Origin of the sequence: Paraliomyxa miuraensis (genome assembly GCF_026337845.1) — a bacterium.
GTDB lineage: Bacteria > Myxococcota_A > Polyangia > Nannocystales > Nannocystaceae > Paraliomyxa > Paraliomyxa miuraensis.
In genome coordinates, this window is record NZ_JAOVZF010000142.1 from 122,274 (window position 1) to 147,565 (window position 25,292).

At 70.8% G+C, this 25,292-nt stretch carries 18 protein-coding genes; 9 read left to right on the forward strand and 9 right to left on the reverse strand.

Going from position 1 to position 25,292, the window contains the following annotated elements:
* The first annotated feature begins 65 nt into the window (after positions 1–65).
* Genes OEB96_RS09870 through OEB96_RS09880 form a run of 3 tightly spaced genes read left to right on the forward strand, consistent with a single transcriptional unit; the run spans position 66 to position 4,208 of the window.
* Entirely contained in the window at positions 66–1,802 is a 1,737-nt protein-coding gene (locus OEB96_RS09870; protein WP_266215273.1) for a DUF1592 domain-containing protein, read from the forward strand.
* On the forward strand, positions 1,799–3,196 hold the full coding sequence (locus OEB96_RS09875; protein WP_266215274.1) for a DUF1552 domain-containing protein: 1,398 nt from the start codon (positions 1,799–1,801) through the stop codon (positions 3,194–3,196). Before OEB96_RS09870 ends, OEB96_RS09875 begins: the two co-directional genes overlap by 4 nt.
* 1 nt (position 3,197) lies before the next feature.
* Complete coding sequence (locus OEB96_RS09880) at positions 3,198–4,208, forward strand: hypothetical protein (RefSeq protein WP_266215275.1); 1,011 nt, start codon at positions 3,198–3,200, stop codon at positions 4,206–4,208.
* Between the two features lie 16 nt (positions 4,209–4,224).
* Here the strand turns inward: OEB96_RS09880 and OEB96_RS09885 are convergent, their stop codons facing one another.
* Positions 4,225–4,653 carry an anti-sigma factor family protein gene (locus OEB96_RS09885; protein WP_266215276.1) on the reverse strand — a complete coding sequence of 143 codons (429 nt, stop codon included), beginning with the start codon at positions 4,651–4,653 and terminating at the stop codon, positions 4,225–4,227.
* Between the two features lie 84 nt (positions 4,654–4,737).
* Positions 4,738–5,442 (reverse strand): sigma-70 family RNA polymerase sigma factor, encoded by a 705-nt coding sequence (locus OEB96_RS09890; protein WP_266215277.1) that lies wholly within the window; start codon positions 5,440–5,442, stop codon positions 4,738–4,740.
* Between the two features lie 366 nt (positions 5,443–5,808).
* Here OEB96_RS09890 and OEB96_RS09895 point away from each other — a divergent pair, with 366 nt between their 5' ends.
* The gene (locus OEB96_RS09895; RefSeq protein ID WP_266215278.1) at positions 5,809–7,059 is read left to right on the forward strand and encodes a hypothetical protein; all 1,251 of its coding nucleotides are present in this window, start codon (positions 5,809–5,811) and stop codon (positions 7,057–7,059) included.
* Between the two features lie 48 nt (positions 7,060–7,107).
* Here the strand turns inward: OEB96_RS09895 and OEB96_RS09900 are convergent, their stop codons facing one another.
* Positions 7,108–9,027, reverse strand: a complete 1,920-nt coding sequence (locus OEB96_RS09900) for a serine/threonine protein kinase (protein WP_266215279.1) — start codon at positions 9,025–9,027, stop codon at positions 7,108–7,110.
* A 275-nt stretch (positions 9,028–9,302) separates the two neighbouring features.
* Here OEB96_RS09900 and OEB96_RS09905 point away from each other — a divergent pair, with 275 nt between their 5' ends.
* Positions 9,303–9,980 (forward strand): hypothetical protein, encoded by a 678-nt coding sequence (locus OEB96_RS09905; protein ID WP_266215281.1) that lies wholly within the window; start codon positions 9,303–9,305, stop codon positions 9,978–9,980.
* Between the two features lies 1 nt (position 9,981).
* Here OEB96_RS09905 and OEB96_RS09910 read toward each other — a convergent pair whose 3' ends face one another.
* The 4 genes from OEB96_RS09910 to OEB96_RS09925 all read right to left on the reverse strand — a co-directional run bounded on the left by OEB96_RS09910 (position 9,982) and on the right by OEB96_RS09925 (position 16,873).
* A complete protein-coding gene (locus OEB96_RS09910; RefSeq protein ID WP_266215282.1) occupies positions 9,982–10,713 on the reverse strand; it encodes a hypothetical protein in 732 nt (243 codons plus the stop codon).
* A gap of 72 nt (positions 10,714–10,785) precedes the next feature.
* Positions 10,786–12,366: an ATP-binding protein gene (locus OEB96_RS09915; RefSeq protein ID WP_266215283.1), complete on the reverse strand. Its 1,581-nt coding sequence runs from the start codon at positions 12,364–12,366 to the stop codon at positions 10,786–10,788.
* Between the two features lie 67 nt (positions 12,367–12,433).
* A complete protein-coding gene (locus OEB96_RS09920; protein WP_266215284.1) occupies positions 12,434–15,655 on the reverse strand; it encodes an efflux RND transporter permease subunit in 3,222 nt (1,073 codons plus the stop codon).
* A 9-nt stretch (positions 15,656–15,664) separates the two neighbouring features.
* The gene (locus OEB96_RS09925) at positions 15,665–16,873 is read right to left on the reverse strand and encodes an efflux RND transporter periplasmic adaptor subunit (protein ID WP_266215285.1); all 1,209 of its coding nucleotides are present in this window, start codon (positions 16,871–16,873) and stop codon (positions 15,665–15,667) included.
* 408 nt (positions 16,874–17,281) lie between these two features.
* On the opposite strand from OEB96_RS09925, the gene OEB96_RS09930 reads away from it, so the two are divergent.
* Complete coding sequence (locus OEB96_RS09930; protein WP_266215287.1) at positions 17,282–17,842, forward strand: hypothetical protein; 561 nt, start codon at positions 17,282–17,284, stop codon at positions 17,840–17,842.
* Positions 17,843–17,870: 28 nt separating this feature from the next.
* On the opposite strand, the gene OEB96_RS09935 is transcribed toward OEB96_RS09930, so the two are convergent.
* Together OEB96_RS09935 and OEB96_RS09940 are read right to left on the reverse strand one after the other, a co-directional pair.
* Positions 17,871–18,950 carry a type IV pilus twitching motility protein PilT gene (locus OEB96_RS09935; RefSeq protein WP_266215288.1) on the reverse strand — a complete coding sequence of 360 codons (1,080 nt, stop codon included), beginning with the start codon at positions 18,948–18,950 and terminating at the stop codon, positions 17,871–17,873.
* A gap of 24 nt (positions 18,951–18,974) precedes the next feature.
* Positions 18,975–20,720, reverse strand: coding sequence for a type IV pilus twitching motility protein PilT (locus OEB96_RS09940; protein ID WP_266215289.1), 1,746 nt, complete (start codon positions 20,718–20,720; stop codon positions 18,975–18,977).
* Between the two features lie 79 nt (positions 20,721–20,799).
* Between OEB96_RS09940 and OEB96_RS09945 the strand changes: the two genes are divergently transcribed.
* The 3 genes from OEB96_RS09945 (at position 20,800) to OEB96_RS09955 (ending at position 25,245) form a co-directional block, all read left to right on the forward strand.
* The gene (locus OEB96_RS09945) at positions 20,800–21,600 is read left to right on the forward strand and encodes a hypothetical protein (protein ID WP_266215290.1); all 801 of its coding nucleotides are present in this window, start codon (positions 20,800–20,802) and stop codon (positions 21,598–21,600) included.
* A gap of 121 nt (positions 21,601–21,721) precedes the next feature.
* Positions 21,722–22,849 carry a hypothetical protein gene (locus tag OEB96_RS09950; RefSeq protein ID WP_266215291.1) on the forward strand — a complete coding sequence of 376 codons (1,128 nt, stop codon included), beginning with the start codon at positions 21,722–21,724 and terminating at the stop codon, positions 22,847–22,849.
* Positions 22,846–25,245 carry a peptidase associated domain and porin domain-containing protein gene (locus OEB96_RS09955; protein WP_266215292.1) on the forward strand — a complete coding sequence of 800 codons (2,400 nt, stop codon included), beginning with the start codon at positions 22,846–22,848 and terminating at the stop codon, positions 25,243–25,245. Before OEB96_RS09950 ends, OEB96_RS09955 begins: the two co-directional genes overlap by 4 nt.
* Positions 25,246–25,292: the final 47 nt, after the last annotated feature.

Consider the following 25,292-nt stretch of genomic DNA (forward strand, 5'->3'; position numbering starts at 1 on the left):
TGTGCGTGCGTGATAGAGTTGCGCGCGGTGGGGGAATCGGGCGGATCGCGCCAGAGGGGGGATGCATGACACACGCTCGCGAGGATGAGCGACAACGAGTGCGCTGGGTCGCCACGCCGGTGCTGGCCCTGACGACGCTCGCCGCCACGGCCGCCTGCTACGACGGTCCGTCGCGCGAGCCCGGAGCCGACGGCGGTGACGCCTCGGCGACCGACGGCACCGAGACCGACGGCGACCCGACCGACTCCGATACCGACGGCACCCCGCTGGTGTTCGACCCGGCGCCCGCCGTGCTCCCGCGGCTGACCGCCGACCAGTACCGCAACAGCTTGCAGTCGGTGCTCGCCCCGGGTCTGCCCGCGGTGGCGCTCGAGCCCGATACCAACCCCTACCTCTTCTTCAACATCGGGGCCACCACGACCACCCTCTCCGAGCTGGGTACCCAGCTCTACGAGGAAGCCGCCGACGAGCTCACCCACGCGATCTTCGGCGACCCCAACGCGCGCCTGGCCCTGGTGGGCTGCGAGCCGCTGGCTCCCGGCGACCAGTGCGTGCAGGGCTTCCTCGAGGACTTCGGGCGTCGAGCCTACCGCCGCCCGCTGACGTCCGAGGAGCTGCTGCGCTGGCAGCAGATCACGGTGCAGCTCGCCAACCCCGACGCCTGGGAGGGCCTGCGCCTGGCCGTGGCCGGGATGCTGCAATCGCCCCACTTCCTCTACCGCGTGGAGCTGGGCGAGCCCGACCCCGAAGATCCGGCTCGGCTGCGCTTCACCTCGCACGAGATGGCCAGCCGGCTCTCGTTCCTGCTGTGGAACACCACGCCCGACGACGAGCTGCTCGACGCGGCGGCCACCGACGTGCTGCTCACCGAGCAGGGCCTGCGCGAGCACGCCGAGCGCATGCTGGCCGACCCGCGCGCGAGCGCGGCGATCCAGGAATTCTTCGCGCAGTTCTTCGATCTGGGGCGCCTGGACGGCATCGCCCGCGACCCCATGGTCTATCCGATGTTCTCGAGCACGCTGCCGGCCTCGATGAAGACCGAGGTGCAGCTCCTCGTGAACGACTTCGTGTTCCGTCGCGATGCGGACATCCGTGGGATCTTCGGCACCCGCAACACGTTCGTGAACGAGGAGCTGGCGATGCTCTACGGGGTCGATGCGCCCGGGGCCTCGCCGATCTCGTTCGTGCCGGTCGAGCTGCCCGCCGACGGGCCGCGGGCGGGCATGCTCACCCTGGGGGCGTTCTTGATGATGAACGCCCACGAGACCGAGCCCTCGCCCACCCGCCGCGGCAAGTACCTGCGCGAGCGCGTGCTGTGCCAGACGGTCCAGCCCCCGCCCGACGACGTGGACACCAACATCCCCGAGCAAGAGGGCGAGGGCAAGACGCTGCGCGAGCGGCTGTCGGAGCATGCGACCAATCCCGCGTGCGCGGGGTGCCACAGCTTCATCGATCCACCGGGCTTCTTGTTCGAGAGCTTCGACTCGATCGGCGTGTTCCGAACCGTGGACAAGGACGGGCTGACGATCGATGCCAGCGGCGAGCTCGATGGCCAGCCGCTGGCCAGCGCCACCGAGCTGGGGCCGATGCTCGCCGCCGATCCGCGCGTGGGCACCTGCGTGGTCAAGCAGCTGTTCCGCCACGCACAGGGGCGCCTCGAGCACGAGACCGAGGCCGACATCCTGCTCGATCTGGGTGACCGCTTCGCCGACGACGGCTATCGGTTCAAGCGGCTCTTGCTCACCCTGATCACCCACGAAGGGTTCCGCACCCTGGCGCCTGCGGAGGAGGAAGGGGCATGAGACTCGACGATTGGGGTCGGCCCGGCCGACGAAAGGGGATGCTCTCCCGCCGAACCCTGCTGCGTGGAGCGGCGGGCGGCGCTGCGGTGTCGCTGGCCCTGCCGCCGCTCGAGGCCATGCTGGGCACCCACGGCGCCCTGGCCAACGGCGCCGACGACCAGCCGATCTTCGGGGTCTTCTTCTGGGCCAATGGCACGCCCTGGCACGCCGGGCACGGCGCGGCGCAGGGCGGAGGCGGGTACCCCGACCTGTGGACCCCGGCCGCAACCGGGGTCGGCTACACGCCCAGCGAGCTGCTGATGCCGCTGGCTGCCCACCAGGTCAGCGTGGCGACCGGGCTCGAGCCCAAGACCGAGGTGCCGTCCGATCCGCCCGGCCAGGGTGACGGCCACATGCGCGGCTTCATGGTCGCGCTCACCTCGGATCGGCCTCGACCCGAGGGCTTCGATCACCCGTCGCACACGCTCACCGCGCTGCGGCCCAGCCTCGACCAGTACGTGGCCAAGCACGACGAGTTCTACGGGACCGACGTGCCGCGCTTTCGCTCGCTGGTGATGGGGATCTCCGACGCTCGCTTCCACGACTACGGGCACTGGAATGCGATCTCGTACAACGGGCCCGACTCGCTCAACCTGCCGGTGATGGATCCGGGGCAGCTCTACGGGCTGTTGTTCGACGTGCCCGCCGACACCACGTCGCTCACCAACCGCGCCAGCCTGCTCGACGCGGTGATGGCCGACGCCAACGACCTGCGCGGGCGCCTGGGGGCGGCCGATCGGATTCGCCTGGACGAGCACCTCGCCCACCTCGACGAGATCCAGCGCCGCCTCGAGCTCTCGGTCGCCGCGTGCGACGATCCCGGGGCCCCGGCCGGCTCCGCCGACCTCATCGAGAAGACCGACATCATGGCCCAGCTGCTGGCGCGGGGCCTGCTGTGTGGGCTGACGCGGGTGTTCAGCTTCATGCTCACCTCGCCCGCCACCACCCACCTGTTCTCGAACCTGGGCGTGGCCGACGAGATGCACAAGACCTGCCACGATGGTCTGTGGCAGCAGGTTCGCGACATCACGCTCTACCAGATGCAGGCGTTCGCCCGCTTCCTCGACGTGATGCAGGCGACCGTCGATCCCACCGGGATCTCGCTGCTCGATCGCATGCTGGTGTTCGGGACCTCGGAGTACGGCGAGGGCTGGCAGCACGGCAACAAGGAGCACCCGGTGATCCTGGCCGGACGCGCGTGCGGGGCCATCAACCCCGGCGTGCACCAGCGCGTGCCCGACGGCAACCTCGGCATGGCCCACGTGACCGCGCTGCGGGCGCTGGGGATCGAGACGCCGAGCTACGGGTTCAACGGCGGCGAGACCAGCGAGGACCTCTCGGAGATCCTGGCCTGAGATGGCGCGAGCGGGAGCACGCTCGTCGCTGCGCACGCACGGGCGGTGGCTCGCCCGTGCGCTCGGCACTGCCGTGCTCGTCGGTCCATGGCTCGTGGGCGCATGCGGAGGCGACGATGCCCGCGGTGACGGCGAGGCGAGCAGCGCGGGCACGGTGAGCGACGGCGGCACGGCCACCACGGGCGCGAGCGGGGGCGACGGGGGCACGGTGGACGACACCGGTGAGCCGCCCTTGGAGTGCGCGGCCAACGAGGTCGTGTGCGGCGCGATGTGTGCCGAGCTCGACACCGACCCGAGCAACTGTGGCCAGTGCGGGCGCAGCTGCGTCGTCCCCCAGGCGGTGGCCTCGTGCGTGGCCGGCGAGTGCGCGATGGCGAGCTGCGAGCCGGGCTACAGCGACTGCGACGGCGACGTGCAGAGCGGCTGCGAGACGCCGATCGACTGTCAGGAGGGCATGCTCTGCACGACCACCTGCGGCTCCGAGGGCGTGGTCGACTGCACCGACGTCTGCGCCGCCGCGGGCGAGCCCGTGTGCCTGGCCCCGCCCGAGGCTTGCAACGTGATCGACGACGATTGCGACGGCGCGTGCGACCAGGGTCCGCTGCCCGGGTGTCGCGTGAGCGTGCACCGCTCCAACAGCCCCACGCTCGGCCACTTCTACACCACGGATCTCGCCGAGGCGCAGAGCGGCGACAAGAACCTCGAGGCGCAGGACTACTTTTGGATCTACGCGCAGGTCGAAGGCCTGCAGCCGCTGTTTCGCTGCATCAAGGGCAACGGCAAGCGCTGGCTGACGACGTCGACCGATTGCGAGGGCACGGCGGCGCCCGAGCTGGCCATGGGGTTCATCTCGCCGGATGATCGCTGCAACGCGACCCCGCTCTATCGCCTGCTCAACGTCGGGCCCGACGCGCACTTCTATACGGTGAGCGCAGCCGAGCGCGACAATGCGGTCGACAACCTCGGGTTCCAGGATCAGGGGATCGCGGGGTACGTGTGGTCGGGGCCGTAGACGCCCATGGGCCGCGCTATGGCTCGACGGGCGCCGGCCCCGAGGAAGGCATCTTCCCCGCCTCGTGCGTCCCCGGGATCGCCTCGCGCTCCATCTTCCCGGTGGGTCGCTGCTCGAGCTGCGCCATCATGTAGAGCGCGGCCACGACGAGGATCACGACGATGCTCAGCACCTGGAACGGCAGCGAGACGAGGCCCCAGTTGGCCTCGGTGAACGCCTGCCGACGACGGACGCGGCGGGAGACCTTCTCGGCGAAGTCGGGCGGCGCCTCGACCTCGGGGAGGCTGCTCACCAGCGACATCATCTTGCGCAGCATCTCGACCTCCGAGCGGGCCTCGGGGTCGAGAGCGAGCTGCTCCTCGAACTCGGCCGCCTCGTCGGCGGGCAGCTCCGCATCGAGGTAGGCCGTCATCCGCTCGGCGCTGGTGTCCTGGGTGGCGGGCATCGTCGTTACTCCTCGAGCATAGGTCGCGTGGGTTCCGTTGGCATCCCCTCGATGGGCATGGTTGGCGCGGGGGGCATGGTTGGGTCAGCTCAGGTAAGGCGCCAGTCGCTCCTTGAGGGCCACGCGGGCGCGGTGCAGGCGCGACTTGAGCGTGCCCTCCTGTAGCCCGGTGATGTTGAGGATCTCCTGATAGGACAGGCCCTGGATGTCGCGGAGGATGATGAGCAGGCGGTGCTCGGGGTCGAGCTGGGCGAGCTCCTGCTGGATGGCGGCCTGGAGCCGCGCGCCCTCGGTCATGGCCTCGGGTCCGGCGATGCGAGCCTGCAGCGGGACCGAGGGTCCGTCGTGGCCGGGGTCGTGGGCCTCGGGGGTCTCCTCGACCGGGACGCTGCGGTGGAAGTTGCGACCGCGCAGGTACTTGATGCGGTTCTTACAGGTGTTGGTCGCGATGCGATAGAGCCACGTGTAGAAGCGCCCCTCGCCGCGATACTGGCCGATGGCCCGGTGCAGGGTGATGAACACCTCTTGCGCCACGTCCTCGGCCTCTTGGCGGTTGCCGAGCATGCGCAGGGTGAGTCCGAAGATGCGGTGCTGGTAGAGCCGTACCAGCTCGTCGAACGCTCGCTGGTCACCCGCGCGCAAGCGCCTGACCAGGCGACGATCGCGAATGTCCGCTTGTCGACGCGCCTCGGCCTCGGGGCTCTGCGGCTCGCTGGACGCAGCCGGAGCCTCGTCGATCTCCGCCTCGGGCACGGGTGCCTCTTGGCTCGAGCTGGCCGGGGTCGCCACGGGTGGTCCATAGACTATCGCGACCGGCCGAGGTTCCGCCCTGGTGGTCCGGGATCGAGCCGCGCAATGGGCGCGAAACCCAAGCGGGTGGCCGAGGGCCGGGTCCTCGCGGCGATCGAGACCAGGCCGGTCGGGGGAACCGCCGGGCACGAGCGGCGGAGGGCCCGGCGGAACACCGCCGGTTGATCCGGTGAGGGGGCTCCCCGTTCGCGCCGGGATTGAGCAGCACTTTGGTCTTCGTGCCACGTCGTTTGGGCGAACAGCTCAGCGTGTCCATCGCTACGGTCCGCGTGTCGAGGGGTCCGAAGCGAAGGACCCGATCGCAGACCCGAGCCGAGGAACAGGACCCGATCGATGCGACACGCCATGCCCACCGCTCCCAAGACCCTGTGGATCGCCGCCTTGCTGGTGCTCCCGGTCGCCTGTGATCAAGAGCCCGAGGGGCGCCCGGCGCTGCAGGGCCTGCAGCCGTCGTCGCAGGACGACGGCCTGGTGCTGGCCGATCGCACGTTCCTGGTGGACGCCGAGCCGGACACCGAGATGTACGTGGCCGACGAGGAGCTGGTGTTCTACGGCGGCGTGGTGAAGCTCGACGACGACTGGCAGCCGGGCGACCTGCTGGTCAATGGAGCCGGCGTTGGCTTCCTGCGTCGGGTGGTCGACGTGGAGGAGGCGGGGACCGAGGTGGTGGTGCAGACCGAGATGGCCGAGCTCCACGACATCGTGGCGCAGGGGGGCTTCCACGGGCAGTTCAAGCCGTTCTCCGAGGGGCTGCGGCTGTCCGACGATTCCGGCGCGTTCGGCGACTTCGTGGCGCGGGTGGACGCGCAGGGCAATGCGGTGCCGCTCGACCAGTTCACGGCGGGCGTCGATGCCCAGGGCGCCTCGGGCTCGGCGGGGCACATCGAGTTCGATCCCACCACGCTCGTGAGCGCGGGCGGCCTGCGCCTCGATCTGACCGGGGGGCACTTCTCGTTCGACCCCGACCTCGACCTCGACGTGGACCTCGGCTGGTGGAGCATCGATCGCTTCGAGGTGCTGGCCAAGGGCACGATGGACGCGGAGATCGAGCTGCGGCTGGGCACCGACGGCAACTACGAGATCCTCGATCGCTCGGTGAAGCTGTGGGAGAGCCCGCGCTATGCGTGGTACGGCTTCATCGGTCCGGTGCCGGTGGTGGTGGTGACCACGATGGAGCTCGGCGCCACCGTCTCGGTGGCCACGCATGGTCCCTCGTCGGTCACGATGGGCGCAGGGGCCAACAGCTGGGTCCAGGTGGGGGCGATCTACGACGGCGACGACGGCTGGGACATGGTGGGCGACCACGGCTTCAACTTCCGCTACTCGGGGCCGGAGTTCGTGCTCGACACCGAGCTCGACGCCCGCGTGGCGCTCGACGGCGTGCTCAAGGTCGAGCTCTACGACGTGGTGGGCCCGCAGCTGACGATGTCGCCGTGGGCGGCGGTCAACGCCAACGCCATGGGCCACTGGTCGGCGGACATCGGCGTCAAGGGCAAGATCGGCGGGGCGGTCTCGCTGCCGTGGCACGACGACATCGGGATCGACGCGGAGCTGTTCGACTGGTCGCACCGGCTGGCGGAGGGGGAGCTGTACTGATTCGCCCGTGGACGGGAGGCGAGCGCCAGGGAGCCCCGCCCTGCGGGCTCAGTCGAGCGACACGCCTTCGTGCTTGCACTTGCGGCGCAGCTCCGTCTTGGCGTTGCCGCGCAGGCGCGTGTAGGCGTAGCGCGCCCGCGGTTCCTGCCGCAGCCTGCAGGCGGCCTCGCCCATGATCTCCAGCGCGTCCTGGGAGGGCTCGAGATCGTAGGCGGCCTTGGCGTCGCGGTAGGCCTGGCGGGCGTCGCGGGGCAAGGCCTCGCGGGCGCGCGCGAGCAGCCGGGCGGGTTCGTCGGCAGGGTTCGCGTCGGGCTCGGGCTCCTCGACGAGCAGCTCGTCGTCGTGGCCGCCCGAGCTGGTCTCGGGCTCCTCGCCGCCGGTCGCGGCGGCCGGTGATGCGGCCGGTGACGTGGCGGGCGTGGCCATGGCGAGCGAGGGCCTCGTGACCGAGGCTCCCGTGACCGATGCGTCGGTCGGGCCCTGCGTCAGGCTGGGCGAGGCGTCGCTGTGCGTGGGCTCGTTGGCGAGGTTCCACAGGCGGAGGCCACCCAGCGCCACCGAGCCGCCGACGAGGCTGCCGATGAGCAGGTACTTGAGCGGCACCCCGCGTGGTGCGTCGCCGTGGGTGCTCGACGACGGCGGCAGGATGGGGCCGGGAGCGAGCTCGGGCCCGGGCTCCTGACCGAACCCGGGGGCGAGCTCCGACGCGTAGGTGTTCTCGAACGCGATCGGTACATAGGACCCGGTGGGCTGCGGGGCGGGCTGGGGCAGCGGCGGGAATGCTCCGCTGGGGTGTGCGTTGGCCACGGCCGCTTGGGGCGAGGGCACCGTGTTGCGCCGCTCCTTGGGGAGCGGCTGCAGCGAGCCGGGCGTGGGCAGGGCGGGCATGGGCTTGGCCGCGTCCTCGCGCGGCGTGGTGACGGTGGAGTCGAGCTCGGCCCAGGCCCAGCGCGGCACGGCGGGGGGCTGCTTGGCGCGCTCGCGCCAGGGGTGGGGCTTGGGGCCGAACAGGTGCTCGAGGTAGCGGCCGAGCGCGCCGGGCAGGCCGTGGAGCTGGTGGTCGCGTGTGACCAGCTCGAGCTCCTCTTGCATCTCGAACGCGGTCTGGTAGCGCTCGTTGGCGTCCTTGTGCAGCGCCTTGATGATGATGCGCTCGAGCTGCCGGGGGCAGTCGGGGCGGAGCTGGCGGGGCGGCGGTGGCTCCTCGCCGAGCAGCTTGTGCACGGTGCCGAGCACGGTGCCGGCCTTGTAGGGCCGCTCCATGGTGACCATCTCGTAGAGCACGATGCCCATGGCGAAGATGTCGCTGCGGCGGTCGAGCGGCTCGCCGCGGCACTGCTCGGGCGACATATAGGCGACCTTGCCCTTGAGCACGCCGACCGCGGTCTGCTCCTTGTCGGAGGTGGCCTTGGCGATGCCGAAGTCGATGAGCTTGACGCCGCTCTGGCGGGTGACGATGACGTTGGAGGGCGAGACGTCGCGGTGGACGATCTCGAGCGGGCGCCCGGCGTAGTCGGTCTGCTCGTGGGCGTAGTGCAGCCCGGCGGTGCAGCCCACCGCGATCTGCAGGGCGAGCTCGAGCGGCAGCTTCTCCTGCTGCTTGTGGGCGGCGATCAGGATCGCCTTGAGGTCCTCGCCGTGGAGGTACTCCATGGTGAAGAAGCACTCGTCGTCCTTGAGCCCGATGTCGTGGGTGTGGACGATGTTGGGGTGCTCGAGGGTGGCGGCCACGCGCGCCTCGTCGCGGAACATGGCCATGTAGCGCGGGTCGTCCATGCGCTCGGGCAGCACCCGCTTGAGCACCACGATCTTCTCGAACTCGAAGTCCTCGAGGCCCACCGCACGCGCGAGGTAGACCTCGGCCATGCCGCCCGAGCCGAGCCGCCCGAGCAGCTCGTAGCGGCCGCTGAGGCTCTGGACGGGAGTGAGGAAGCCGCGCGAGGACTTCGCGCTGCTGCGGGGTGGCACTGTGTGACTCTACGATCGAACGCGGCAAGGGTCGAAGCTCTGGCGAATCGAGCGGACGAGGTGGTGCGCCGAAGCTCGACTGCTCGTGCGGTGCCGTAATCACGGGTTCGCCTCGAACCCGCCGATGCGGCGGTAGCGCGGTCGCTCTCGGGGCTCGAGACGGCCGAAGACGTCTCGAACGACGTGTCACGAGAGGGCGGCACCCTCGCGGCCGAGCCGCGCGAGATGTGGCACGATTCGACGGAGCGATGGCGAGGACGGCGAGGGGTGGGCTGGTGCTCTCGTGGCTCGGCGCCGTGATCGTGGGCGGCGTGGTCGGCCATGGCTGCGGGGACCTGGAGCCCGGTGTCCCGCTGGTGGCGGCGCGTTGTGATCCGAGCTCGATGGCGCCGGACAATTGCCTCGACCTGACCGTGTGCTGCTCGGACGACCCCGCGACGGTCGCCGGTCCCGAGGGCGAGCCGCTGTTCTTCGGCGAGCACAACGAGCGCAGCCGCTCGGGCTTCTGTGTTCGAGTGAGCGACATCGCGGGGCAGGGCCTGTCCGAGCCCGAGGGCTGTCCCATACCGTGCAACCCCACCTGGTACGATCAAGTGATCGATGCCGTGTGCGGCTCGGGGCGGCAATGCTGCCAGTCGGTGGAGCTGCACGAGGACGATTGCGTCTTCGACTCCGTGCAAGGGCGCTGGCGACCAGCCGACGGACGGGATGCGCTGGCCTCCCTCGAGGGTGGTGGCGACTGGCGACCGACCCCGAACAGCACCCACCAGGACCCGGATTTTGCCGGCTGCGAGGCCCATGCGGGGGGCGATCGCGGCAGTCAGGCGTTTCGGGACTGCGTGGTTCGGCTCGGTACCGCAGCCCATCGCGGGTACTGCATGGCGCTCGGGCTCAATCAGCGGTGCCCGGCCGAGGAAGCGGACTACATCGATGCGTGCGAGGCGATGAACTGACTCACCAGCGCAGGCTCAGCCCGCCGGGGACGACCTCGAGGGTGTGCCGCTTCGCCCACCGCTTCCACGAGGTGCCGACGACCAAGGCTGCGATGCCGCCCACGACCAAGGCCGCCCCCACGCTCAGGGTCGTGAGGCTTGCGATGCGCAGGCGCTCGGCCCGGCGGGCATGGTCCGCGAGGTCGATCCAGCGGGCCTCGGGGAATCCGAGGGGACCGGGGCTCAGCCCATCCCACACCCTGCTCATGCTTCGATTGCTCGCGGCGATCAGCGCCCACGCGCTGCCGAGCGAGGCGATGCCCAGGCACAAGCCCACACTGCCGGCCGTCTGCATGCCGACGGCGCGGCGTAGCTCGGGTACGTACGCGGGATCGAGGGTCGTGGGCCGAGCGGTCGAAGGCTTGGGCGCCACGAACGGGCTCGGGGGCGAGAGGCCGGCCGCGCGGGAGCGGCAGTCCACGAAGTCGTCGAAGCGCTCGAAGTCCCGTCGGCGGCACGGTGGAGCGGAGGGCTCGGGCTCGGGCTCGGGCTCGGGCTCGGGCTCGGGCTCGACGACGGTGGACGACGCGGGCGCTCGAGTCGGATCGGGGGCGTCGACGACTTCGGGCGCCGTCGAAGCGCCAGACGGCTCGGAGGTCTCGCTTGGTTCGGGGATCTCCGTCGGTCCGGCGACGGGCTCACCCAGGAGCGATGCCGCAAGTGCAATCGTGATGCTCGCCTCGACCACCGCCAAGTTCGCCGACCATCCTACACGAGCGCATCGGCTCGCGGTTCCCGGCGTGACGTCAGCGCGGTCGGCCCGGGCTCACCCCCGCAACACCATCACCCTGCGCCCGCTCGGGGTTCGTCCGTCCTCGAGCCGTGTGCGGTCTTCGATCGCCTCGGCGCGGGCTCTGCAGTCGAACACGGCCAGCACGCCCTCCTCGAGCCCGAGGCGGTCGAGGTACTCGTCGAGCTGCGCCAGCCCGCGCTCGAGCGGGTCGCCCTTCTTGTCGCGGTCGCGCCAGACCTTCAGCTCCATCGCGATCCGCTGGACCATGCGCTTGCCGTCGGCGTCAGCGTGGGGCCACTGCACCAACAGATCGATCCGCTTGCGCCCCACCCCCACCTCGCGCTGGATCGAGCCTCCGCCATTGACGATGCGGTGCAGCCACGCCATGAGCACGAGCTGCGGTGCCACCTCGGGGTAGTCGATGCGTCCCGCGACGATCTCGCCGTGCTCGCGCCAGAACTGGGCGAAGCCCTCGAGCAGCGCAGGCACGTCGAGGCGGCCATCGGTGCCCACATAGCTGCGCGGCTCGACGGCCACGGCAGCCTCGGCTTGGGCTGCGAGCACGCGGACGATGATCTCGCGGTAGATCGGGTTGGCGATGCGTACCGGGAGCCCCGGGGCGACCAAGCCCAGATCCACTACGTATTCGAAGTCGGCGTCGAAGGTTGCACCTCCGGGGAGCTCACCCGCGAGCACCGGCTCGAGCACGCGCCGCACCGCGTCTTCGCGGAGGCGGGCGAGGAGCGAGTCGAGGTGGGTCGCACGCGAGAGGATCAGGCGCTCCTTGGCCTGGATGATGTGGGCCTCGGTGATGGCCTCGGATGGCAGTGGGCCGAGCTCCTCGACCACCTCCCGCGCGAGCGCATTCGTCAGCCAGGGTTGGCCCTGCGTCAGTGACATCACAGTCGAGATCGCCTCCTTTGTGAAGGCTTGGCCGGTCTCCGCGGTGTGCTGAGCGTAGAGCTCGCGAACCTCGGTCTCGGTGAAGTTGGCGAGCAACACCGACTTCTCCTTGACGTTGAAGGGGCTCGAAGAGCCCATGCGCACCGGTCCACCGCCGCTGGCCGCCTTGTAGTCGCGGACGTCCCTCATTCCGGACAGGATCACCGACGACGGAAACGCGGCCGGCCGCTCGGGAAACCCGACGCGGAGCTGGCTGAGCACCGAGTAGAGGCTACGGCCGGCGAGGGCGTCGATCTCGTCGAACACGAGCACGAGCGGGCGCGGACAGACCTCGGCCCAGCGGCTGAGCTGCTTGTAGAGGAAGGTGCCCTCGGCCGCCGGAATCGGCGACGGTGGCCGCAGGTCCTCGGGCAGCTCGCGCGATGCGAGCTGCTCGATCGCCGACCAAATCGCCTTGGCCGCCGCCTCCACGTCGTCCTCGAACGGTCGGCCCATCTCGCACGAAAAGCAGAGCGCTGCGTAGCGTCCTTCGGCGGTGAGGCGCCGCGCCAGCGCGCGCAGGCTCGTGGTCTTCCCCGTCTGTCGCGGGGCGTGCACCACGAAGTAGGCCTGACGCTCGACGAGCGTCACCAGCTCTGGCAGGCGCTCCTCGGCAGGGATCATGTAGTGCTGCTCCGCCCGACACGGCCCAGCGACGTTGAACCTGCGCATGCACGAGTGTTCATATCATGGCGGCGTCGTGCGCCGCCGCCGAAGGCAGCGGAGCGTAGGGGGCGCCCTATTCGGCCGGCTGAGCCAGCGTTTCACCCGCGCTGGTGTGACCGTCGCCCGGTGGCAGCACCACCGCCTCGCTGCGCCCGAACACCGCGAGCACGTCGTGCAGCACCAGGTAGTACGCAGGCACCAACAAGAGCACGATGAACGTGGCGAACAGCACCCCGAAGCCGAGGCTCACGGCCATGGGAATCAAGAACTGTGCCTGGGCCGAGGTCTCGGTGATCATCGGGATGAGCCCGAGGAAGGTGGTCAGTGAGGTCAGCAGGATCGGCCGAAAGCGCCGCACTCCGGCGGCGGCGATCGCCTCGTAGAGCGAGCGTCCCTCGGCCCGATAGCCGTTGGCCGCATCGACCAGGACCAGCGAGTCGTTCACCACCACGCCCGAGAGCGCCACGATGCCCATCACGCTGATCATGCTCAGCGTAAAGCCCATGATCACGTGGCCGAGGATCGCCCCCACGAGCCCGAAGGGAATCGCGGCCATCACGATGATCGGCTGGCTGTAGCTGCGAAACGGGATCGCCAGCAGCGCGAAGATCCCGATCATGGCCAGCCACGCGCCGTTGCCCAGGCTGCCCATGGCCTTGGCCTGCTCGCGCTGGGAGCCGCCGAATTCGTAGGTGAGCCCGGGGTGGCGCTCGATCAGCGCGGGCAGCTCGCGGGCGGCGAGCGCATCGAGGATGGTTCCGGGGTTGGCCTCGCCCGTGCGCACGTCGGCGGTGACCTCCACGAAGCGCACGCCCTCGGCCCGGTTGATCACGGGCCAGCTGCGGCCGGGCACGATCTGGGCGACCTCGCGCAGCGGCACCTCGCCGCCGGTGGGCGTGCGCAGCAAGAGGTTCTCGAAGTCGTGGACGTGGCGACGCTCGTCCGATGGCAGCCGCACCACCACGCGCACCTCGTTGCGGCCCACCTGCTGGCGCAGCGCCTCGGCCCCGTAGAAGGCGGCGCGTACCTGCCGAGCCACGTCGGCGGCGGTCAGGCCGAGCACGGAGGCCTTGTTGGTCATCTTGAGGTCGAGCTGGGGCTTGCCGCGGGCGAAGCCGTCGTTGATGTCCCAGACCCCGGGGTAGGTGGTGAGCACCTCGGCCAGCTCGGTGCTGGCCTGCTCGAGCACCTCCATGCTCTCGTGCTGCAGCTCCACGTTGATCGGCGCGCCGGGGCTGGGACCCAGGGCGATGCTGAAGCGCATGTTCTCGATGCCCGCCACGCGCCCGACCTCGCGGCGCCATCGCTGCAGGAACGTGGCCGACGACAGCTCGCGCTCCCCCGAGGGCACGAGGAACACCTGGACGTTGGCGAGGTGCCCGCCCACCACGGCCCGGTTGGCAGTGCCGGGGTCGCCGGGCAGCGGGGTGCCGAGCTGGCTGAACACACCCTGGAGGATGCCCTCCTCGCCGTTGTCGTCGAGCACGCGCCGGGCCGCGGCGAGCACGTGGCGGCGGATCCGGTCGGTGTCCTCGGGCGCGGCGCCGTAGGGCAGCTCGATGGTGGCGAGCGCGAGCGAGCCGTCGATCTCGGGCATGAAGCGAAAGCCGATGCGACCGCCCGCGATCCAGCCCGCGGTGCACAGCAGCATGAACAGGCCGACGGCCAGCGAGAGGTAGCGCCGCCGCAGGGCGCCGTGCAGCACGGGCGCGTACCAGCGCCGCACGAAGCGCTCGAGGGCACGGCTGACCCGCTGCTGCTGGCGGTGCAGCGCGCCATGGAGGCCCCGCTCGGGCGGGTCCTTCAGGGCCGCGAGGTGAGCGGGCAGCACCCACAGCGACTCGACCAGCGAGATCACCAGCACCGAGATCACGATGCTGGGGATCACGCGGTAGAACTTGCCCGAGAACCCGGGCACGAACAGCATGGGCATGAACGCGACCACCGTGGTCGCGATCGAGAAGCACACGGGAATCGCCACCTGACGGGCGCCACGGACGGCCGCGCGCATGGGCGGCTCGCCGCGCTGGCGGGCCTCGTGGATGTTCTCGCCCACCACGATCGCGTCGTCGACCACCATGCCCAGGGTCACGATGAAGGCGAACAGCGACAGCATGTTCACGCTCACGTCCATGGCGGGCATGAGCAAGAGCGCCCCCAGGAACGAGGTGGGGATGCCCATGGTGACCCAGAAGGCCAGGCGGATCTCGAGGAACAGGCCCAGCACCAGCAGCACGAGCAGCAGGCCGAGCTGGGCGTTGCGCATCAGCAGGTCGATGCGCTCGCGGTAGATCTGCGACCAGTCCACCCAGGGGGTCACGCTCACCCCCTCGGGCAGGCGCGTGCGCAGCACCTCGAGGCGAGCCTTGACGGCGTCGGCCACCTCGATCGGGGTCTGATCGCCGGTGCGAAAGACCTTGAGCATGATGGCGGGCTTGCCGTCGTAGGTGGCCGACTCGTCGGTCTCGGCGAAGCTCTCGCGCACGATGGCGATGTCGCCGAGGGTCACCTGGGTGCCGGTGGGGCTGGTGAGCACGGGCAGCTCGGCGTACTCGAGCCCGCGCTGGCGTCGCTCGGCCGTGCGCAGCAGCACCTCGCCGCCATCGGTCTTGATCGCGCCGCCCGGCAGCTCGAGGGCCGAGGCGGAGATCACCTGGGCGATGCCCTCGAGGGTCAAGCCATGCTCGCGCAGCTTGGCCAGCGGGACCTCCACGCTGGTCTCGTGGGCGGGTGCACCGAGCAGGTCGCACTGGGTGATCTCGGGATCCTCGAGCAGCTGGTCGCGGGTCCACTCGGCCAGCGAGCGCAACAGCGCGTCGTCCTGGTCGCCGTAGAGGATCAGCGAGATGACCTCGAGCCGGTTGGTGACCAGCGAGACCAGCGGGCGCTCGGAGTCCTCGGGCAGCGAGGTGAGCCGATCGACCGCGTTCTTGACGTCGGCGAGCAGCGTGTTGGGCTCGGCGTCGAGCTCGAGGCTCACGTAGATCCGTGCCGCGCCCTCCTGGGCCGACGAGGTCACGCGGTCGACCCCGTCGAGATCGCGCACGGCTTCCTCGATCGCCACGATGATCCCCTGCTCGACCTCCGAGGGGCTCGCACCCGGGTAGGGCACGGTGATCGCCACCATGTCGAGCTTGAAGTCGGGAAAGACCTCCTGCTTGACGCCCAGGCCCACCACGATGCCTCCGAGCAGCAGGGCGAGCATCAGCAGGTTGGCCGCCACGTGATTGCGGGCGAACCACGACACCACGCCCTTGGCGTCGGCGGGCTCGAGCGGCTCGGTGGAGGTGGCCAACGACAGACCTCAGCTCGGACCGACGGGCGTGGGCGTGGGCGTGGGGCTCGGCGCGGGCTCGGTCTGCTGCACGCGCATGCCCTCGGTCGCGACGGGGAGGTTGCTGATCACGAAGCGATCTCCGACGCGCAGGCCTGCCTTCACGAACACGCGGCCGCGCTCGCGCCAGGCGACGGTGACCTCGCGCGAGCGCAGGCGCTGCTCCGCGTCCACGACCCACAGGTGGGCGTCGTCGATCATGGCGCGGCGGGGAACGGCGACCACCCCCTCGAGGGTGCGGCCGCGCAGCTCGGCCTCGACGTAGGTGCCGACCAGGAGCGGGGTGGGGCGCTCGCCGGGGGGCACGCGCAGGCCGAGCGGATCGTCGACCGCGATCACGATCTGCGCCATGCGACCGCGCTCCTCCACCGCGGGCAAGAGCCGCAGCACGAAGCCCTCGCGCGTCAGCTCGCCCGCGGCGTGATCGATCACGGTGGCGGGCGAGCCCTGGGCCTGGTCGGTGTTGACCCCGGGGATCTCGAGGAACGGGAGCTGCGAGACCGGGATCGAGGCCTGGATCCAGAAGCGATCGATGCCGGCCAGGCGCGCCACCGGGGTCTGCGGCCCGATCAATTGGCCCAGCTCGACGCTCTCGGCGAGCACCACCGCGTCGAACGGGGCGCGGATCAGCGTCTTGCCCACGTCGCGCTTGGCCCGCTCGATGCGGGTCCGCGCCGAGCTGACGCGGGCCTGTGCGGCATCGAGGTGGGGCTCTCGCATGACATAGGCGCGCGACTGCTCGGAGAAGTCGGGCGGAGCGTCGCGCCACTCGGCCTGCGCGACCGTACGCTGCACCTCCTCCTCGCGCACGGCGAGGCGAGCCTGGGCCAGATCGGCCTTGGAGATCTCGACCGCGGAGGCATAGTCGCGCGCATCGAGGCGAACCAGCGGATCACCGGCCTTCACCAAGCCGCCGTCGACGAGGGCCTTGGCGTGCTCGACCACGCGACCCGAGACCTCGGGCTGTAGCGTCACCTCGCGCTCGGCCCGGACCACGCCCATCACCGCGACCGTCACCGCGTGTGTGGTGGGCTGGGCGATCTCGACCTCGACGAAGGTGATCGGATCGTCGGGCGCCTGCGGCCTCGCCTCGGGCTTGCTGTGCACGAGCCAGCCCGCGATCGCGGCGCCCGCGATCACGAAGACGAGCGGCAGGATGGCGCGGCGCAGGCGAGGCATGGGACTCTGGGTGCGGGCGATCATGAACCGCCGTGCGGACGCGGTGCAAACTTCACGGTGAACGAGCACGTTCGCGCTCCATCGCGGCGTCTCATACAGGTGAAACACCGACGGCGTAGGCTGAGGGTCGAGCTTCCCCAAGCGGCGGGGAGGAGACTGCGGGTCGCGTCGAAGGGCGCAGGACCCGTCCGGTGATCGCGCGGCGGTGGAGAGGGGTGAATCCTGTCGCCGTGCCCCCGTGACACTCGTGCGCTCGTGAGGCGCCCGCATCCAAACCGCCGCTTCGGGGATCGCTCGATTCGCCCCCCCAACACGAGACCAACACGAGACCTGTACGGGCTCGACTCGAGACCCAGCCGACGGCGCGAGATTGACCCGAGGTTGCCGTGGCCCTATCGTCGCCGGACGATGCGGTACGCGGCTCTCTTCGTCTTCGCCTCGCTCCTCGCATGCCAGCCCGTGCAATCGGGGATCGGCACCCCCGAGTCGTCCGAGGGCTCGGGTACGAGCGAGCCCGAGTCGACGAGCGCCAGCGAGGGTCCCACGAGCCAGGGCACGGCCGATGGCACGGGCACGGGATCGTCGGGCGGCTCGGCGGGATCGTCGGGCGGTTCGGGCACGGAGTCCGCGGGCAGCTCGGGCACCCGCGGGGAGTCGGGCTCGGAGTCGAGCGGCGGAGGCATGCCGAACCCCGGCGTGGGCGAGCCCTACGGACCGTGCGACGACATGGGGCAGTGCCTCGACGACAACGAGTGCTATCAGTACCAGCGCTTCGACATGTGCCTGGCGCCCTGCGGCCCCGGGCCCGTGTTCGAGTGCCCCGACTCCCCCGGCGGAACCGCCTATCCCGAGTGCATCGGGGCGGTGGGCGTGCTGTGCATGCTCAACTGTCAGGATGGCGGCACGTGCCCCGAGGGCACGACGTGCGAGGAGGTGTTCACGGACATCTTCCGCTGCCTGTGGCCGTAGGGCTCGGGTCCACCCGGCTCGCGCTGGCTCACTCGCGATCGAGTCGCTCTCGCACGGCGGGGATCCTCGCGAACGCCTCCTTGTCGACCGCCTTGTCGAGCGCGTCGTGGGCGTTCACCGTGCCTGCCTCCACCAGGTTCTGCAGCGCGCGATCGAGGCTCTGCATGCCCTCGCGCCCGCCGGCCTGGATCAGGCTGCCGATCATCGCGGTCTTGCGCTCGCGGATCGCCGAGGCCACGCCCAGCGTGCCCACCAGGATCTCGTGCACGGCCACGCGCCCGCGCCCGTCGGCGGTGCGCAACAGCTGCTGGGCCACGATCCCGGCCAGCGCGTCGGAGAGCATGCCGCGGATCGCCGGCTGCTGCGAGGCCGGGAACGCGTTGACGAAGCGATCGATGGTGGCGGGCGCCGAGTTGGTGTGCACGGTGGCGAACACCAGCACCCCGAAGCTGGCCAGCTGCAGCGCCAGCCGCATGGTCTCTTGGCCGCGGAGCTCGCCCACCAGGATCACGTCGGCGTTCTCGCGGCCGGCCGAGCGGATCGCGTCGGCGAAGCTGGGGCAGTGCACGCCCACCTCGCGGTGGGTCACCTGGCAGCGCGCCGGCTGGTGCACGAACTCGACCGGATCCTCGATGGTGAGGATGTGCCCCGCGCGGCTGTGGTTGATGTGCGAGATCAGGGCCGCGAGCGTGGTGCTCTTGCCGCTGCCGGTGGGTCCGGTGACCAGCACCAGGCCCGCGCGGCGCTCGGCCAGGCGCACGATCGCCTCGGGCACCCGCAGGTCCTGCACCGAGGGAATCTTGCTGGGAATGGTGCGAAACACCGCGCCGGGGCCGGTGGTCTTGACCAGGTAGTTGGCGCGAAAGCGGGCCCTTTGCCCGTAGGCGTAGGCGAAGTCGAGGTCGCGCTCGCGCTCGAATTCCCGGCGTCGCTCGTCGTCGAGCAGCGGGAGCAGCAGCTGGTCCATCTCTGCGGCGTCGACCGGAGCGCTGCGCAGCGGCTCGAGCCGACCCCGCAGGCGAATGGTGGGTGGGTAGCCGATGGAGAGGTGCAGGTCGGAGCCGCCGCGGGTGAGGAGCTGATCGAAGAGCGCGTCGATGGCGGGCATGGTGAAGGGGCCTCGTGGCTCGGGTCAGCGGGGGCGAGGATCTTCGTGGGCGAACGCCTTGGGGTCGGTGGCGTGGGCGAGCGCCTCCTGTCGCGTGATCACGCCGCCTTGCAGCAGCTCGCGCAGCGAGCTCTCCAGGGAGATCATCCCGAAGCTGCGACCGCGCTGGAGCAGGCTGGGTAGCTGGTAGAGCTTGTCGTCGCGGACCAGCGCCCACAGGGCGATCCCGCCGGTGATCATCTCGAACGCGGCCACCAGGCCCCGTCCGTCGGCGCGCCGGACCAGGCGCTGGCTCAGCACCAGCTTGAGCGAGCCGGCCAGGGTCGCGCGCACCTGGGCCTGGTCGTCGGGGGGGAACATGTCGATCAGGCGATCGATGGTCTTGGCCGCCGACGGCGTGCTCATGGTGGCGATCACCAGGTGGCCGGTCTCCGAGGCCGCGAGCGCCATCTCGACCGTCTCGCGGTCGCGCAGCTCGCCGATCGCGATCACGTCGGGGTCCTCGCGCAGCGCACCCGCGAGCGCGCGGGCGAACGAGCGGGTGTGCGTGCCCACCTCGCGCTGGGTCACGATGGCCTGCTTGCGCGGGTGCACCACCTCCACCGGATCCTCCACGGTGATGATGTGCATCGGGTGGCTGGCGTTGAACATGTCGATCAGCGCCGCCATCGAGGTGGTCTTGCCGTGGCCGTTGGGGCCCGCGACGATCACCAAACCCTGGTGGTGCTTGGCGAGCCCGCGGACCTCGGGCGGCAGGCCCAGCGACTCGAGCGAGGGCGGCTGGCTCGCGACCAGGCGCAGGCAGATCTTGAGCCCCGTGCGCTGCCGGCTGACGTTGATGCGAACGCGACCCGCCCCTTCCACGTCGGCCGCGAGATCGGCATAGCCGAGCCGCTCGAGCTGCTCGGCCTGCTCGGGGTTCAGCAGCGGCAGGACCATCGCCTCCACGCCGGCGGCGGAGATCGGCTCGCCCATGGGCTCGAGCGCGCCCGCACGGCGGAAGCGAACGGGGTCTGCTGCGACCACGTGCACGTCGCTGGCCGCCTGTCGCCGCGCGGTGATCAGGTGCTCGCGCAGGGCTTCGTCGACGGTGCCGCCGACGCGGGGCCGTCGACGAGGGGTGGCGAGGGTGGGCGTGGGGGCCGGGGGCGGCGGGGGCTCCGGCTCGGGCTCGGGTGCGGCGGGGACCGGAATCGGGGCGGGCGTGGGCTTGACGGCTCGGTAGCGCTGGGTGGCCACCTCGTGGCTCGGCTCGGGGATTGCCTCTGGGTTCGTGAGCCCGATCGCCGAATCGGAGGTCGCCGGTGTGCTCGTGGCGCTGCCGTGTCGCGGCAGGTCGCGCGCGGTGACGGCGTCCCGCAACGTGGAGGGCTCCATGGGCGGCGGGGTGAGGTTGCGCTTGCGTGGCCGCCGGCCCATGCCCTCGGGCAGTTCGGCTTCGGGGATGTCGGTCCAGGTCGAGGCGGCCGCCCGGGGCTTGGCCACGCGGATCTCGAGCGGAGCTCCTCCGGAGCTCATGGACACCACGTAGCGTCCGCCCAGCAGGTCCATGGGCAAGGTCTGGGACGGAACCCCCGGACCCTTGGGCAGGTGCGTGAGCACGGGGGTGCCCTCGAAGAAGCGCTGGATCTGGTTGGCCTGCAGCGGGGTGACGGTCAGCGGATGCACGTGGGTGCCGCTGTGCATCACGGCGGCCTCCCCACTACGGAACACCAGCTCCGTGACTCCGGGGCGCTCCAGGTAGGAGAGGAGCTGGGCGAGCTTGGACAAGGACGCGGTGAGGATATCGCAACGTGGCCTCGGAAGCGCTTGGTGTGGAGGTACCACGAGGTGGGCTATGGTGCGGTTCGTGACGCGCCTCCCCGGTGGCCCTCTGTGGTCGATCCCGCTCGCGCTCGTCGCTTGTGGGGTCACGCAGCGGCCTTCGGTGAAGCTGGTGGATCCCACACTCGTGGCCGAGGGCACCGTGCTCGAGCGCACCCGTCACCGCGAGAAGGGCCTCGGTCCCGCGTTCGGGCTGGGGCCCTATGTGGTGCACGGGGTGGGCGTGCGATCGGAGTCGCCCGATCCCGAGGGTCCGCTCGCCCGCGAGGACGCGCGGCGCCCGGTGACCCAGCACCGCGCCACGCTCGTGCTCGACGCTCCCGACACGCAGCGCTCGTGGACGGCGCTGTGCATCTTGCAGCGTCGGGTCTCGGCCCAGGCCGACTTTCGGGCGGTGCTCGACGAGAATGGTGACGAGGTCTCGGTGGAGTGCACGGCCACCGCTCGCGGACAGGTGCCGTGGCGGCTCTCGGTGCGCACGGTGCTGTCGCGCAACTTCGTGGGCTCGCTGGGACGCGAGGGCGACGCGCCGGGGCCAGACCTCGAGGTGCTGACGCGGGCGATCCACTTCAAGCGGCTCGAGCGGGTGCTGCCCGTGCCCGTGGCCCAGCTGCGTCAGGAGGTGGGCCAGGGGGAGGTGGGCCAAGGGGAGGTGGGCCAAGGGGTCGGGCAGGGCGGGGGCAAGGAGCGTCGGGCCGTGCTGGCGATGCTGCTCGGGAGGCCCGAGCGCGCGTGGGTGGCCAAGGACCTCGATCCGATCACCACCGAGGCCACGCTGGCGCTGATGACCACGCTGAGCCTGCTGCCGTGGGAGCTGGCCGAGTAGGCCCGCGGGCCTGCGACCGCCACGGGACGAGCCCGAAGCCGAAAAAAGGGATGGTTCGTCCCTCGTTGGCCCGATCGATCCCTTGCGCCTTTGGGCCGACGCCGGTATCCGAAGGATCGTCGTGTGTGCTCGAGCCACGCCGATCGGTCGGTCGGTTGCGAGCGTTCTCCTGGCGGGCCTGGGAGCGTCGGCGTGCTACGACGACGTTCGTCCGCCGTGGGCGCTGAGCGACGATCCGGTGGTGCTGGGGATCTCGCTCGCCGTGGTCGAGGACGGCCCCTACGCGATCGATCTCGCCCCGCTGCCCGCCGATCGTCCGCGCGCCGAGGTGCTGCCGCTCGACGTCGTCGAGCTCGACGCGCTGGTGGCCGACATCGACGGGCCGCTGCCGCTCGACGATGCCGCATGGGTCCTGTGCGGGGCTGGGTGCCTGGCGTCGCTGGAGGAGCAGGGCCGCCGCTTCGGCGAGCTGCCCGACTGTCACGAGGGCTCGGTGGCCCAGGCCCACGCGTGCCTCGCCGGGCGGGGCAACCGACCCCAGGTGGTGATTCCCGAGGCGGTGCCGCCCGACGAGCTGCCGCTGTTCTTCGACTGGTCGCTGTTCCCTCGGGTGCTCCTGGTCTCCGGGCGTGCGGGTGGGCTCGGCACCGATGCGTGCCTCGAGCAGCTCGTGCTGGGGCCGCCCGTCGACCTGGTGGGCTGTGCGATCGGAGCCAGCGACCTGGTGTACGGGCCCGAGTGGGTGCTCGGTCGACTGTTGACCGCGGCGGGGCTCGAAGGCTGGGATGATGGCGACTTGCCGCCCTCCGAGGTGCTCGAGCTCTTGCCGCCCAACACGGCCGCGGTGTTCGAACGGGTGAGGGTGGGGCCCTATGTGTTCGAGGAGCTGCTGCAATACGGAGAGGACTGGGAGGAGTCGTTGCCGCTCCACCCCATCGACGAGGAGCTCGAGGTCCAGGCCGACATCGAGCTGATCATCGTGCCGGAGGTTCCGCTCCGCGACCAGCAGATCGTGCTGAGCCCACAGGGTCCCGGCACATGGCTCGGCCGGTTCGAGTGGTTTCACTACGACGTATGGGTCGATGACCCGGAGATCGAGCTGCTGGCCTGGGCCTACGGCTACGTGGGCAGCATCTTCCTGCGCACGCCCCCGGCGGGAAGGACGTTCCGTCTCTACGTGAAGGCCACCGATCGGCCCGGCGATGCGGTGTCGTGGTTCACGCTGACGCTACGGACGGTCGAGCGGTGAGGCGAGCCCGCGTTGGGGCCTGGGTCCTTCTCGCGGCGTGGGCCTGGGTCGGGCTGGCGATCGCCGTGCCCGCGCAGGCGGCCGAGCCCCCGGCCTGTGCCTCGCGCGAGGGCTGCGGCGGACTGCGGGGCCTGGTGCGGGTGGCCGGTGAGCGCGAGCCGGTGGAAGGCGCTCGGGTGGTGGTGGTGCCCGCGTCGCATCCGCTCGATGCCGACCGACCGCCGCCCTGGAGCGTGGGTACCATCACCGACGCCGAGGGGCGCTTCTCCATCGAGGGCGTGCCCGCGGGACCGGTGCGGATGGTGGTGCTGCGCGAGGGCCTCTTGCGGCTCGAGCAGGCCACCGAGGTGGTGCGTGACGCCGTGGTCGCCGTCGAGCTGTTCCCGATGAGCGATCTCGACCACGACTATCGCACCGTGGTGCAGGGCGAGCGCTCGATCCAGCACAGCGAGCCGCGCTCGACGGTGCTGTCGCGCGAGGAGATCCAGACCCTGCCCGGCACCCAGGGCGACGCGCTGCGGGCCCTGCAGAACCTGCCCGGAGTGGCGCGCCCGCCCGGTGGCCTGGGCCTCTTGGTCCTGCGCGGCGCGCCGCCCTGGCAGTCGCTGACCATGCTGGGCGAGCACCCGATCCCGCGGGCCTTTCATGCCCTGCCGCTGGCGGCGGTGGTGCAGTCCGAGGCGCTCGATGGGATCGAGCTGGCGCCCAGCAATGCGCCCGCGCGCTACGGGCCGCTCGCGGGCGGGCTGGTGCGGCTGCATCCCCACCGACCGCGCCGCGACGGCACCCACGGTCACGCCGAGGTCGACGTGGCGGGCACCAACGCCTCGGTGGAGGGCCCGCTGGGGCTCGGCTCGTACATGGTGGCGGCGCGCCGCGGCTGGCTCGACGCCGTGCTGCGCGGGGCCGAGAAGGTCGTCGAGGGCCAGGGCTTCTTCCTGCCGGGCCTGTGGGACTACCAGGTGTGGATGCTGCAGCCGGTGGTGGGCGACGGCGAGCTCGAGATCCGCGCGCTCGGGGCCGGCGATCGCGTGCGGCAGCGCTACTACGACCGCTGGTCGACCCAGGACGTAAGGACCGTGTTCGAGGTGCGCACGCAGTTCCACCGCTTCGATCTCGTCGGTCGCTGGCAGGTGGGACGCACGCGGCTGCTGCTCTCGCCTGCGGTGCGCATCGGCACGGACTTCGCGTCGGTGATCGACTACGTGACCTTGTCGCGACGCGAGGTCGTGCCGGGCTGGCGCGCCGAGCTCGAGACCGTCATCGCCCCTCGTGCGCGCATCCTGGTCGGCACCGACGGAACGATCGCACCGTTTCGTGCGAACGCCGCCTATATCGTCACCGATGCGGATGGCCTGGAGAGCGTGCTCTCCGAGCGCAATTCGAGCGGGGTCGAGGCCAGCGGTGGAGTGTTCTCCATCGTGCACTTCGGCGACGAGCGCTGGCGGCTGTCACCGGGTGTGCGCGTGCAGGGCTTTCGGCTCAACGAGGAGCACCACGCCGCGATCGATCCCCGCTTCGATAGTCGCATCGCGCTGGGCGACCGCGCCGATCTCGACTTCGGCGTGGGTCGCTACTCGCAGGCCGCCATCACCCAGGTGAGCCTGACCGGTCAGGTCGTGGAGGATCTCGTGGACGACCTGGCCCCCACCATCATCCTGCCCTCGGCGCTGGTGTCGTCGTTCGAGCCCCGGGTGCCGTTCGACGGCAACAGCCTGGGCATGCGGGTGGTCTCGTCGACCCAGGCCAGCGCCAGCGTGGAGGTCGAGCTGCCGCAGCAGCTCGACCTGCGGGTGGGCGGCTTCGTGCGGAGCTTTCACGATCCCGGCCGCGTCGGAGTCCACGACACGGAGCTGGGGCTCTCGGGCACGGCGACCACCGGCTTGGACTACGGCGGCGAGCTGCTGCTTCGCCGTCGCCTGACCCGCAAGCTCTACGGCTGGGTGGCCTACACGCTCATGCGCAGCCGTCGGGCGGTGGCGGACGGCACGGTCGTTCCCGGTGACTTCGATCAGCCACACAACCTGGTGGCGGTGGCGAGCTATCGCCTGCCCCGACGCTGGCGGATCGGCGGGCGCTTTCGGGTGGCCAGCGGCAACCCCTATCGACCCGTGGTGGGGGTGGCCGAGCTCGACGAGATCGGCTATCCGACCCGCTCCACGCCCGTGTTCGGCGTCGACAACTCCGCGCGCTTCCCCGTGTTCCACCAGCTCGACCTGCGCGTGGACAAGCAGTGGGTTCGCCCGCGGGCGACCATCACCGGCTACCTCGACGTGCAGAACGTCTACAACCGGCAGAACGTGGAGGCGTGGATCTACCAACGCGACTATCGCGGACGGATCGGCGCGTTCGGCTTGCCGGTGTTTCCCACGCTGGGGGTGCGGGTCGACTTCTGACGAGGTTTTGCGCTGAATGCGCAAGGCGGGGTGAGGCGGCCTGATAG

Bases quoted from the DNA above. Each gene is read 5' to 3' on its own strand.
- OEB96_RS09870 (WP_266215273.1), top strand. From the start codon at position 66: ATGACACACGCTCGCGAGGATGAGCGACAACGAGTGCGCTGGGTCGCC.
- OEB96_RS09875 (WP_266215274.1), top strand. From the start codon at position 1,799: ATGAGACTCGACGATTGGGGTCGGCCCGGCCGACGAAAGGGGATGCTC.
- OEB96_RS09880 (WP_266215275.1), top strand. From the start codon at position 3,198: ATGGCGCGAGCGGGAGCACGCTCGTCGCTGCGCACGCACGGGCGGTGG.
- OEB96_RS09885 (WP_266215276.1), bottom strand. From the start codon at position 4,653: ATGCCCGCCACCCAGGACACCAGCGCCGAGCGGATGACGGCCTACCTC.
- OEB96_RS09895 (WP_266215278.1), top strand. From the start codon at position 5,809: ATGCCCACCGCTCCCAAGACCCTGTGGATCGCCGCCTTGCTGGTGCTC.
- OEB96_RS09915 (WP_266215283.1), bottom strand. From the start codon at position 12,366: ATGCGCAGGTTCAACGTCGCTGGGCCGTGTCGGGCGGAGCAGCACTAC.
- OEB96_RS09925 (WP_266215285.1), bottom strand. From the start codon at position 16,873: ATGCCTCGCCTGCGCCGCGCCATCCTGCCGCTCGTCTTCGTGATCGCG.
- OEB96_RS09930 (WP_266215287.1), top strand. From the start codon at position 17,282: ATGCGGTACGCGGCTCTCTTCGTCTTCGCCTCGCTCCTCGCATGCCAG.
- OEB96_RS09935 (WP_266215288.1), bottom strand. From the start codon at position 18,950: ATGCCCGCCATCGACGCGCTCTTCGATCAGCTCCTCACCCGCGGCGGC.